The sequence below is a fragment of the Sciscionella marina DSM 45152 genome, assembly GCF_000379465.1.
Lineage (GTDB): Bacteria > Actinomycetota > Actinomycetes > Mycobacteriales > Pseudonocardiaceae > Sciscionella > Sciscionella marina.
The window spans coordinates 1-11,697 of sequence record NZ_KB905430.1; the positions used below are offsets into that span (position 1 = coordinate 1).

Genomic DNA, 11,697 nt, shown 5'->3' on the forward strand with positions numbered 1-11,697 from the left:
AGAGATGGTTTCAAAATGATGTCGTGAGTGTTCGGTGGCAGATGAGGACGCAGGCGAGTTTGAGGAGGCTGTAGTGGATGTCGGCTCGGCGTTCGTAGCGGGTGCGGAGGCGTTTGTATTGGTGTAGCCAGGCGAATCCGCGTTCGACGACCCAGCGGTGTTTGCCGAGTCCGGAGCCGTGTTTGGTGTTGCGGCGCGCGATTTTCGGGATGATTCCTCGGTTCCGGAGCCTCGCGCGGTGGGGGTCGGAATCGTAGCCGCGGTCGGCGAACAGCCATCGGGGCCGGGTAAATGGGTTACCGCGTTTCCCTCGAATGACCGGAAGCTGATCCATGAGTGGGAACAGTTGGGTACTATCGTGAACGTTGCCGCCGGTCAGTGTAACTGCGAGCGGAATGCCGGTGCCGTCGGTGATCAGGTGGTGCTTCGATCCGGGGCGTCCACGGTCAACCGGAGACGGCCCCGACAGCGTCGCCCCCTTTAACGCCCGCACATGCGAACCGTCTACCACTGCAGTCTCCAACTCGAGCACATCCAGTGCGCGCAGGTGGTCGAGCAGGATTTCGTGCACGATGTCGAACACCTCCGCGTCCGTCCACTCCCGGAGCCTGCGCCAGCACGTGATCCCCGAACAACCGAAGACCTCTCGTGGTAACTGCTGCCAGGTGATACCGGTCTTGAGCACGAACACGATCCCGGCCAGCGCGGCCCGATCGTCCACTGGTAACCGTCCCGGGAACCGTTGCCTGCGAACCGACCTTGGCGGCAGCACCGGCTCGACACGCGCCCACAACTCGTCCGGAACAAGATCGGTAATCACCCGCAAAGGGTCTCAACATGGCTCAACCCCAACCAAAACGACACGCCGATCATTTTGAAACGATCTCTAATACTGCAACGACACTTCGACCGTTACAGGGCCTGACCTGCGGGAAGCCTGCACCCGTATCGCCGCCGTGGACGGCCCATAGACAGCTGACCAGCCGATCTCTTGAGCCGCTTCGCGAAAGTGTCGTTGCAGTACTAAGGATGAGGTGCTGGCCAGCCTTGAACTGCCTGAGGACCCGCAGTCCCACCTGGACGAGCTCGCCACCAAGCTCGACACCGCCTATCGGGTTGTGGCCGAGCACAGCAACACCGACGAGCAGGCCCCAGCGACCGTGGACGCTCAGGGGCGCTTGCGATTGGACAAGCTCGAACCCCAGGACAGCCCGGACGAGCTGACTGAACTGACCCGCCGGTGCCAGGCGATGCTGCCGCGTGTCGACCTACCGGATCTCATCATGGAGATGCACGGCTGGACTGGCTGCCTGGATGCCTATACCCACCTGTCCGAGGCCGAGGCCCGCATGAGCGAGCTGCCGACCTCGGTGGCGGCCTGCCTGCTTGCCGAGGCCTGCAACGTCGGGTTCGCCCCGATCATCCAGCCCGGAGAGCCGGCGTTGAGCCGCGCCCGGCTCTCGCACGTCAATCAGAACTATCTACGGGCGGAGAATCACCGCGCCGCGAATGCCTGCTTGATCGCCGCCCAAGCCGGCATCGACCTGGTCACAGCCTGGGGCACCGGACAGCTGGCCTCGGTGGACGGGCTGCGGTTCGTGGTCCCGCCAGCCAGCGTGCGCGCTAGCGCCAACCCTCGCTACTTCGGCCAGCGCGGCAAGGGCGTGACCTGGCTGAACTACGTCAACGACCAGGTCGCCGGGCTGGGCGGGATCGTGGTCACCGGCACGATCCGCGACAGCCTGCACGTACTCGACGGGCTCCTTGACCTCGACGGCGGCACCCGCCCCGAGCTCGTAGCCACCGACACCGCCAGCTACTCCGACCAGGTCTTCGGGCTCTTCGCCCTGCTCGGATACCAGTTCTCGCCACGACTGGCCGACATGCCTGACCAGAAGTTCTGGCGCATCGACCCGCACGCCGACTACGGCCGCCTCAACCCGCTGGCCCCGGACCGTAAACACCTGCTGGACCTGGACCTGATCCAGCGCAACTGGCCCGACATCCTGCGCGTCGTCGGGTCCTGTCCACCGGCGCCATGCAGGCCTCCGAACTGATGCGAGTCACCCAGGGCGGTGGAACACCCACCACGCTCGGCCGCGCCCTGGCCGAGTACGGGCGCATCGCCAAAACCCTGCACATTCTCGCCTTCGTCGACATCGACGAGACCTACCGGCGCCGCATCCACGTGCAGCTGAACACCCAAAAATCCCGCCACGCGCTGGCGCGGCGGATCCTGCACGGCCGCCGCGGCCAGCTCTACCAGCCCTACCGGCAAGGCCAAGAAGAGCAGCTCGGCGCGCTCGGCCTGGTGCTGAACATGGTGGTGCTGTGGAACACCCGCTACCTCGACGCGATCCTCAGCCAGCTGCGAGACGAGGGTTATCCCGTCCGCGACGACGACATGGCCCGCCTCTCGCCGCTGGCGTCGCAGCACGTGAACTTCCTCGGACGCTACGCCTTCACCAGCAGTCCGCCTGCGGAGTTACGGGCACTGCGCGATCCCAACGAATCCGACGACGAGGACATCTGATCTGCGTCTCACAAGGGATCCACAATCGGACGGGCGCTCCCTGGCTTCTGGTGACGAGGCGATGTTCGCTGGTGGCGATGCCGTCTCGACAAAGTTCTCGTACCTGGGCAGCGTGGCATTCGTGAATGACGAGCCGCGCTTCCGAGGTAGATGACGGTTCAGCGTCTCCGAGCGCGGGCCCGAACAAGGGAAAAGTTCGTGACCAGGGAAGAGATCAACGCGGTAGCGCCGACGATGCTGCCGTTGGGGCAGGTGAACCTCGTCGATCGCGGTGCCGGTCCTGCGCTGTTGCTGCTGCACGGCAACGGCCGGACATGGGAGGACTGGCGGCCTCAGCTGCAGACGCTGACCGATCGGCTGCGGCTGGTCACGTACGACCAGCGTGGGTTCGGCCAGTCGAGGCTCAACTGGGACCTGTTCTCGCTCGTCCAGCTCGCCGACGACGCCGCTAAGGTTCTCCATCAGCTGGGCATCGAGCACGCGTACGTCGCAGGGATATCGATGGGCGCTCAGGTCGCCCAAATCCTGGCACGCCGCTATGCCCACCGTGTCGACGGGATCATCCTCGGCGGATCGCCGTACCTGGCCGAGGACTTCGAGGCCCCGCAGGACGATGCGGCGATCGCCGATCTCGAAACCATGAGCGACGAGCAACTGCTGGACTACGTCGAGGTGTCGCTCTCCCGGCTCAAGCAGGGCAGCCCGCCGTCAGAGGCCGAGCGGAACGCCATGTTCGAGCAGTTCAAGGAGATGCGTCACGACCCGAGCGTGAAGCGTCAGTCGCAACGTCGGTTCTGTCCGGAAGACCTCACCATCCTGCAGGAGTACGAGAAGGTCGACGTCCCTACCCTGGTCCTGCACGGTGAGGCAGACATGCTCCCCGCGGAGGGAGCGATCAGGATGAGTGAGCGCATTCCCGCAGCCCGACTCGTCACAATTCCGGACGGTGGGCACATCTCCAACATGGAACCAACATCCGCACTGTTCGATGCGGCGATCGTGGACTTCATCGCAGCACATCCGTGACGGCGTGTGGGTTTACAGATCTCAGTAACCGAACGGCTTGCGAACGTTGCCTCGGAACCACAACTGGTGCCACAATGGCACCATGAAGCGCATGAATCTGCGGGACGTGCCGGACGACGTGTACGCCTCTCTCGCTGAGGCGGCCGAGGCGAACCGGCAGTCGCTGTCGGCGTTTGTCGTCGACCGCCTCACCGAGGTCGCCCAGGTGGCCCGGCTGGACGATTATGTCGCCTCCTACCGTCCACCCCAGGGCAGCGGGATCACCCTCGACGACGCGACCGCCGCGGTTCGGGAGGTGCGGGAAGCGTCGTGAGCTTGGCTGTGATCGATGCGTCCGTGCTGACCGCCTTCTATGCCGCCGACGATCCTCGGCGCGCTGCAGTGGCGGCACGCCTGGCCACCGGAGACGCGCTGTTTGCTCCTGCCCACGTCGATGCTGAGGTCGTTTCCGCGCTACGGGGCATGGCTCGTCGCAGCAGCGTGCTGCACGCCGCAGTACCGGCCGCCCTGCGACATCTCGCGGAGTTTCCCATTCGGCGCATGCCGCTGGCTCCGCTGTTGCAGCGCATCTGGGAACTCCAAGACAACGTCACCCCCTACGACGCCGCGTACGTCGCGCTAGCCGAACGGCTCAATGGTCCACTGATCACCGGCGACGGCAAACTCGCCGCAGCCACCGGAGCCCGCTGCACCTTCGACCTCATAACCTGATCGACGTCCGTAAACGGATGGTTGGGTGAGACGGGTACGTCGTGGGTCTTACACCATGCCACCGGTGGCGGGGATGACTTGGCCGGTCAACCAGCGCGCGTCGTGGCTGGCGAGCATGCCGACCACGTCGGCGATGTCGGCGGGCTGGCCGAGCCGTCCCAGCGCTGTGAGTGCGGGGATCTGCTCCAGAACGGATTCTGGGTTGGTGCCTCGGAGGAGATCGGTCTCGGTGGCCCCGGGGCAGACCGCGTTGACGGTGATCCCACGGTCGCCGAGCTCCGCGGCGGCGATCTTGGTGAGTTGTTCGATTGCGCCTTTGCTGGCCGCATAGGCCGCCAGACCCGGTGCCGGCCGGAGGGTGTTCATCGTCGAGATGTTGATGATCCGTCCGCCCTCGCGCATGGTGCGAGCAGCGTGGCGGATCGTGCGAAACGTTGTTCCCGCATTCACGGCCATGGTTTGCTCCCACAGCTCGTCGCTGGTCTCGGCGATCGAGTGCGGTTCGTTCAGCGCGACGTTGTTGACCAGGATGTCGAAACCATCGAGGCGTTCGGCAGCTGCACGCATCAACGCGTCCGCCGCTCCCGGGTCGGTGAAATCGATCCGTACGGCGTGGGCTTTGCCGCCGGCGCCGTCCACTGCCCGCTCGACCGCGGCCGCGTCCTCGTCGCTACGGGCATAGTTGAACACCACCATCGCGCCATCGGCGGCAAGGCGCTCGACGATCGCCCGCCCAATCCCACGCGAACCACCCGTGACCACCGCTGCCTTGCTCTCCAGCGCGCCCACGTCGCCCTCCCGTTCGTCAGCGTCCCTCGAACCTACTGGATGACGGTATCGCCGACACCCGTCTCCCGCCACTCACGCCCTCTCATCCAGGGACGGCTAAACGTACGGGCGTCTTGCCGTGCTTTGTTGGAGATGTGGATTTGCGGCGGGGTCACCAGGCGTACATGACCTTGTCGCCCGCACGCATGCGCTCGAAGCACAAGCAGAAGTAACACGGATTTGTGTTATCTCCGTCGGCTGTGTAGTTTGATTCTCGTGCCGACCGATGATGAGTTGACGTTCGCCGATCACATGGGGCGTTTTTACGCGCGCCGTTACTCGATGCCGCCGATGGCGGGCCGGCTGGTGGGGTATCTGGCAGTGACGCATCCGCGGGCGCACAGCATCAGCGAGCTGGCCGAAGCATTGCTGGCCAGCCGCAGCGCGATCACCGGGGCGATCAAGGTGCTCGAGAACCTGTATGGCATTGAGCGCACACGGGCGGCCGGGGAACGGATGGACCGTATTCGGTTGGATATCAACTCCTCGGCACAAGCGGCGGGGTTCGACATCGCCGAGTACCAGGAGCTGGGCGAGATGGCCCGTGAGGGGCTCAAGGTTCTCGGGGACGCTCCTACCGAGCGGCGGGCGGTGTTGCTGGAGATGGCCGCCTTGGCCGATTTCCTGGTCGAACGGATGCCTACGTTCTACGACGAGTGGCTCGAACACCGGCAGGCGTTGCGCGCCGCTGGCGAATTGCCCGATGCGCCATAGCGTCCGGGCCTGACCGAGAGAAGCGAGAACGTCATGACCGCTATCCCATCGGACTCGGCGATTACCGTGGCCGGGTTGTGCAAATCCTTCGGCGAGCAGACCGTGCTCGACGGCCTCGATCTGGACGTCCAACAAGGAACGGTTTTTTCCCTGCTGGGCCCGAACGGCGCGGGCAAGACCACCGTGGTGCGGATTTTGTCCACCCTGATTCCCGCCGATGCCGGGCAGATGCAGGTCGCGGGGCACGACCTGGTCCAGGAGCCCGACGCGGTGCGAGCGGCGATCGGGGTCACCGGTCAGTTCTCCGCGGTCGATGGGTTGTTGACCGGTGCGGAGAACTTAGGGCTGATGGCCGATCTGCATCACCTCGGCCGCGCCGCGGGCCGGCGCCGGGTGGCCGAACTGCTGGAGCGGTTCGACCTCGTCGAGGCCGCCAGCAAGCCGGTCTCGTCCTATTCCGGCGGGATGCGGCGGCGGTTGGACTTGGCGATGACCCTAGTCGCTCGCCCGCGGCTGATCTTCCTCGACGAGCCCACCACCGCGTTGGACCCGCGCAGCCGGCATGGCATGTGGGCGTTGATCCGCGAACTTGTCGCCGAGGGTGTGACCGTCTTTTTGACCACCCAATACCTCGACGAGGCCGACGAGCTGGCCGACCGAATCGCGGTCCTCGACCACGGCCGCATCGTCGCCGAAGGCACCGCCACGGCGCTCAAACGCCGCATCCCCGGCGGGCACGTACGCCTGCAGTTCGCCAACCCCCACAGCCTCGATGCCGCGGCCGACGCGCTCGAGTCGACCACCCCCGATGAGGAGACGCTGAGCCTGCAAATCCCCGCCGATGGCAGCGTCGCCTCCCTGCGGGCCCTGCTCGACCGGCTGGACCGCGCGCAGGTCGAACCGGTCGAACTGTCCATCCACACTCCGGACCTTGACGATGTGTTCTTCGCCGTCACCGGCCACTCCAGCGCGAACCAGGACAGCACCGACCAGCGCGGCACCGACCCGTCCGAGGCGGCGGAGGTGGCGAACCGATGAGCACCCTGGCCTACAGCCTGACCGACTCGGCGACCATGCTGCGCCGCCAGCTCAAACACATCCTGCGTTACCCGTCGATGACGCTGATGCTGCTCGGCATGCCGATCATCTTCCTGCTGCTGTTCGTCTACGTCTTCGGCGGCCAACTCGGCGCGGGACTACCCGGCAACGGCGGTGGACGCGGCGACTACGTCAACTATCTGGTACCGGGTATCCTGCTGCTGACCGTCGGCATGGCCGTCAACGGCACCGCGGTCTCGGTCGCGATGGACATGACCGAAGGCATCGTCGACCGGTTCCGCACCATGGCCATCGCACGGGTCTCCGTGCTGACCGGGCACGTGCTCGGCAGCCTCATCCAGGCCGTGGCCAGCCTGATCGTCGTGCTCGGTATCGCGCTGGCGATCGGCTACCGGCCCACCGCGGGCCCGCTGGCGTGGCTGGCCTCCCTCGGCGTGCTGGTGCTGTTCAGCTTCGCGTTGATCTGGCTGGCCGTCGCGCTCGGGCTGACCGCGAAAAGCGTCGAGACCGCCAGCAACACCCCGCTACCGCTGACCCTGCTGCCCATGCTCGGCAGCGGCTTCGTGCCCACCGACTCCATGCCCGCCGGGCTGCGTCAATTCGCCGAGTACCAACCCTTCACCCCGGTCGCCGACACCCTGCGGGGGCTGCTGTCGGGCACACCCGTCGGCGGCAGCGTCATCGCCGCTCTCGCCTGGAGCCTCGGTATCGCCCTGGTCAGCTACCTGTGGGCCAAACGCCTCTACAACCGCCGCTACACGCGCTAACCACCCCGTTCCTGGAGCACCCGATGCCGCAACCGACCAGCACGCCGACGCCTGTGTCAGCCTTGCCCACCGAACGGCCCACGGGCTGCCCGTTCGACCCACCCGCCGAACTCGGGCCATTGCGCACCGAGGCGCCCCTGCGGCGGATGACCTACCCGGACGGACACGTTGGCTGGCTGGCCACCGGGCACGCCGCCGTGCGCGCCGTCCTGGCCGACCCGCGGATTTCCATTCGCTACGAGCTGCTGCACTACCCGTTGCCCGGCCTCCCGATCGACTCGCTTCCCCCGGCATCGCCCGGCGACCTGACGGGGGTCGACCCGCCAGAGCACACCCGCTACCGCAAGCTGCTGACCGGAAAATTCACCGTCCGGCGGATGCGGGCGCTCACCGACCGGATCGAACAGTTCGCCGCCGAAGCGCTCGACGCTATGCAACGAACCGAAGCGCCGGTAGACCTGGTCGCCGCCTATGCCCGACCGATCCCGGCGCTGATGATCTGCGAACTGCTCGGCGTGCCCTACGAGGACAGGCAACAATTCCAGCGCAACGCCGAAATCGTCACCGGCAACACCCCCAGCGAGCAAACCGAACCGGCGTGGAACGCGCTGCACGAGTTCATGGCCGGACTGGTAGCCACCAAACAAGCCACGCCCACCAACGATCTGCTCCCCGACCTGACCGGCAGCGACCTGACCGACCAGGAGCTCACCACCCTCGGGGTTGTGCTGCTCGGCGCCGGGCTGGACACCACCGCCAACATGCTCGCCCTCGGCACCTTCGCCCTGCTGCAACACCCCGATCAACTCGCCACACTGCGCGCCGACCCGGCACTGATCGACAGCACCGTCGAGGAACTGTTGCGGTACCTCACCATCACCCACACCATGGTGCGCGCGGCTACCGAAGACGTCGAAATCGGCGGGCAGCTGATCAAAGCCGGCGAAACCGTCACCCTCTCCACCCAGGCCGCCAACCGCGACCCCGCCCGGTTCCCCAACCCGGATGCCCTCGACCTCTACCGCACCGCGACCGGCCACCTGGCCTTCGGGCACGGCATCCACCAATGCCTCGGTCAACAACTCGCGCGCGTGCAAATGCGGGTCGCGTTCCCCGCCCTGCTCAGCCGATTCCCCAGCCTCCGACTGGCTATTCCGCCCAACGAGGTTCCACTGCGCACCGACGGGGGTGCCATCTACGGCGCCCACCACCTCCCCGTCACCTGGGACCCACACTGATCGCGCCCGAACTACCAGCCTCGACGCGCCGACCACCCAAACCACAGGAGGCGCGTCCCGAAAAACGGTAGTTACCTGGACATCTGACAAGGGAAGCGTGCTCGCCGTCCGATAGCCGAACCCCAAACGGACACCACGACGGACCGCGGGCAGAGGTCGCGACCTCGACCAGCGGCGTCTCACATAGCTAGTACGAATTGATTCTCAATGAACCCCCGCTATTCGTTACACTCTGGATCATGTCCGGAACCTTGATCGGCTACGCGCGATGTTCTGCCGACGAACAAGACCTCACCGCGCAACACGAGCGGCTACGCGAACTCGGTGTCAGCGAGAAACGGATCTACCTCGACCACGGCCTGACTGGCACCAACCTGAAGCGTCCGGGACTCGATCAGGCCCTGGCTGCCGTCCGCGAAGATGACACGCTCGTGGTGCCGGAACTCGACCGGCTCGCGCGGTCGGTGCCCGATGCCCGCGCTATAGGCGACGATCTCGCCGCTCGCGGGATCAAGCTCTCCCTCGGTGGACAGGTCTACGATCCCACCGACCCGATGGGGAAGATGTTCTTCAACATCCTTGCAACGTTTGCTGAATTTGAGGTCGACCTGCTGCGCATGCGCACTCGCGAGGGCATGGCCGTCGCTCGAGCCAAAGGCAGGCTGCGCGGACGCCAGCCCAAGCTCTCACCCAAGCAGCAAGCCGAACTTCGACGTATGCACAACTCCGGAAACTACTCGATCGCCGATCTGGCCGAGCTGTTCACCGTCTCCCGGCCGACGGTGTACCGCACACTCCAACGCGGGCCCAGTAGCAAATCGCGCTGACCCGCTTACCGTTCAATCCGTCTCGGTTCTTCCTCAGACCCCTGGAACAGCCGGTCGACAAGCTCGCAATCCCGCGGGCTGACGGGGAGCGGGAGGCTTTACGGATTCTACTGTGCGCCCGGGAAGAGCTCACCACCACCGCTACCGGCCAGATCAACAGGCTGCGGGCTCTGCTGCGCGACGGCAGCGACGCCGATCGCGAGATCGCCCGCAAGCCGCTCTCCGAGGCGGTGCTTACCCGACTGACCCGGCGCCGCCTGCCGCCCGAGGCGCCGTGCGTCGATACCGTCCGCATCACCGAAATCCGACGCCTCGCGCACGCTCTGCGGCAATCCCGCCGCGAGTTGGCCGCTAACCGCGCCCGGCTCGGCGAGATCGTGACCGAGCTCGCACCCGGGTTGATCGACCAGCCCGGCCTGGGCTCCGTGGCGGCCGCGCAGGTCATCGTGAGCTTCTCCCACCCCGGACGCTGCCGCAGCGACGCAGCGTTCGCCAAGCTGGCTGGCACCAGCCCAATCGAAGCCTCCAGCGGACAAACCACACGACATCGGCTCATGTAGGGCGTCCTGGTTGTTGATCTCTTCCGGGNTTCCGGGTTGCATGTGGTGGCCCGGCTGGTCCGGGAAGGCGCCATAAGCTCGTCTCTGAGGGGCCCAGATGGGGTTGCCTCGTGCGGTTGATTGCCTTCTTCGGCACCTGCCACGGCGCCCGTCTAAGGGAAGTGGGCAAGCCTGTGCGGTTGGGCCCGACTGCAGCACATGAGTGGGAGCCGCGCGCAGCGGACGTGCAGCTGGGACCGGGGCAAACACGGACACCATGGGTGTTCGGTGGCCGGGACAATCTGTGGTGACGGCGAGGAACGGAGTGGTATGGACGAGCTGGTGGACGGGCGGATCATCGGTCTGGACCTGGGCGTGACCAGTGCGCATTCAGCTGTGGTGCTGGATGTTGCAGGCCGGGTTCGAGCGCGGCGTCGTGTCTGGTCGACGGTGGAGAGCCTGACCGAGCTAGAGCAGGTGGCACTGCCGGATGCTGGGCCGGAGGCGCGTTTGACGGTGGTCATCGAGCCGACCGGGGCGATGTGGTTGCCCATCGCTGTGTTCTTCGGTAAGCGAGGACATACGGTGGTGCGGGTCTCGTCGGCGAAGGCCGCGGACTTGCGGAAATTCCTGTCGCGGCATGCTAAGAGCAATGGCATCGACGCGGAAACGTTGGCGCGATTGCCGATGGTGGCACCACGCGGATTACACCCGGTGGAACTGGGTGGCGCCGATCGGTCGTCGTTGGATCGGCGCGTGCGGGTTGTCGCCCGGCTGACCCGGGAGATCGGGCAACGGAAAGTCCGCATCCGTGCATTGGCGCAATCGCTGGTCCCGACCATCAGCCAGGCCTTCGGTGATGGCATGAACCGCACCGATCTGGCGGTACTGGAACGCTACGCGGACCCGCGCAAACTCCTTGCCGCAGGACCCGCCCGTCTGGGCAAGCTGGTGCATCACGAAAGCAACGGAAAACTGGGGCGCACCAAGGTCGAAGCCCTGCGCAGCGCCGCGCGCCAAGCCATGCAGCTGTGGGGTGATGACACCGCGGTCGCGCTCGCCGACCTCGCCGACGAAATCAGCACGGAGATTCGGCTACTACGGCTGGCTGAAAGCGAACGCTCCCGACACGAAGCAGCGCGCGACGCCGCACAGCAACGGGTCGATCCAGACGGCCTAGCGACCAGCCTGCCCGGGCTCGGACCGGTCGGTGCCAGCCAACTACTGGCTACGATGGGACGTCCTGGACGGTTCCGCAATGCGGCAGCGTTCAAATCCTTCACAGGTCTGGCACCCAAAGCCAGCGAAACCGGCAACACCGATTACAAGAGTCAACCAATCAGCAAAGCCGGGAACCGCGCCCTGCGGACCCAACTGGTCCAGTCCGCGAACACTGCACGCCAAATTGACCCCCAACTGGCCGCGATCTATCACGCTCAAATGACCGAACGCGGA

The 11,697-nt window shown here is 65.9% G+C and carries 12 protein-coding genes and 1 pseudogene; 11 read left to right on the top strand and 2 right to left on the bottom strand.

Annotated elements, in window-relative coordinates; translation table 11 throughout:
• Positions 1 to 10: 10 nt before the first annotated feature.
• The gene (locus A37U_RS0135630; RefSeq protein WP_026197533.1) at positions 11 to 820 is read right to left on the bottom strand and encodes an IS5 family transposase; all 810 of its coding nucleotides are present in this window, start codon (positions 818 to 820) and stop codon (positions 11 to 13) included.
• A gap of 469 nt (positions 821 to 1,289) precedes the next feature.
• Between A37U_RS0135630 and A37U_RS54205 the strand changes: the two are divergent.
• The 4 genes and pseudogenes from A37U_RS54205 to A37U_RS0135650 all read left to right on the top strand — a co-directional run bounded on the left by A37U_RS54205 (position 1,290) and on the right by A37U_RS0135650 (position 4,270).
• Positions 1,290 to 2,533 (top strand): annotated as a pseudogene (locus tag A37U_RS54205) (transposase).
• A gap of 198 nt (positions 2,534 to 2,731) precedes the next feature.
• A complete protein-coding gene (locus tag A37U_RS0135640; protein ID WP_020501445.1) occupies positions 2,732 to 3,559 on the top strand; it encodes an alpha/beta fold hydrolase in 828 nt (275 codons plus the stop codon).
• Between the two features lie 82 nt (positions 3,560 to 3,641).
• Positions 3,642 to 3,872 (top strand): hypothetical protein, encoded by a 231-nt coding sequence (locus tag A37U_RS0135645; RefSeq protein WP_020501446.1) that lies wholly within the window; start codon positions 3,642 to 3,644, stop codon positions 3,870 to 3,872.
• Positions 3,869 to 4,270 (top strand): type II toxin-antitoxin system VapC family toxin, encoded by a 402-nt coding sequence (locus tag A37U_RS0135650; protein WP_083934180.1) that lies wholly within the window; start codon positions 3,869 to 3,871, stop codon positions 4,268 to 4,270. Before A37U_RS0135645 ends, A37U_RS0135650 begins: the two co-directional genes overlap by 4 nt.
• Before the next feature lie 48 nt (positions 4,271 to 4,318).
• Here A37U_RS0135650 and A37U_RS0135655 read toward each other — a convergent pair whose 3' ends face one another.
• A complete protein-coding gene (locus A37U_RS0135655) occupies positions 4,319 to 5,059 on the bottom strand; it encodes an SDR family NAD(P)-dependent oxidoreductase (protein WP_020501448.1) in 741 nt (246 codons plus the stop codon).
• 255 nt (positions 5,060 to 5,314) lie between these two features.
• On the opposite strand from A37U_RS0135655, the gene A37U_RS0135660 reads away from it, so the two are divergent.
• The 7 genes from A37U_RS0135660 to A37U_RS0135690 form a co-directional block, all read left to right on the top strand.
• Positions 5,315 to 5,812, top strand: a complete 498-nt coding sequence (locus tag A37U_RS0135660) for a GbsR/MarR family transcriptional regulator (protein ID WP_026197970.1) — start codon at positions 5,315 to 5,317, stop codon at positions 5,810 to 5,812.
• 33 nt (positions 5,813 to 5,845) lie between these two features.
• The gene (locus A37U_RS47000) at positions 5,846 to 6,850 is read left to right on the top strand and encodes an ATP-binding cassette domain-containing protein (RefSeq protein ID WP_020501450.1); all 1,005 of its coding nucleotides are present in this window, start codon (positions 5,846 to 5,848) and stop codon (positions 6,848 to 6,850) included.
• Entirely contained in the window at positions 6,847 to 7,638 is a 792-nt protein-coding gene (locus tag A37U_RS0135670) for an ABC transporter permease (RefSeq protein WP_020501451.1), read from the top strand. Before A37U_RS47000 ends, A37U_RS0135670 begins: the two co-directional genes overlap by 4 nt.
• A 23-nt stretch (positions 7,639 to 7,661) precedes the next feature.
• Positions 7,662 to 8,876: a cytochrome P450 gene (locus A37U_RS0135675; RefSeq protein ID WP_026197971.1), complete on the top strand. Its 1,215-nt coding sequence runs from the start codon at positions 7,662 to 7,664 to the stop codon at positions 8,874 to 8,876.
• A 239-nt stretch (positions 8,877 to 9,115) separates the two neighbouring features.
• Entirely contained in the window at positions 9,116 to 9,703 is a 588-nt protein-coding gene (locus A37U_RS0135680) for a recombinase family protein (RefSeq protein ID WP_020501453.1), read from the top strand.
• A gap of 230 nt (positions 9,704 to 9,933) precedes the next feature.
• Positions 9,934 to 10,263 (top strand): transposase, encoded by a 330-nt coding sequence (locus tag A37U_RS52260; RefSeq protein ID WP_020501454.1) that lies wholly within the window; start codon positions 9,934 to 9,936, stop codon positions 10,261 to 10,263.
• Positions 10,264 to 10,572: 309 nt separating this feature from the next.
• Positions 10,573 to 11,697: IS110 family transposase (locus tag A37U_RS0135690; RefSeq protein ID WP_020501455.1), on the top strand; the 1,125-nt coding region annotated here is incomplete at its 3' end.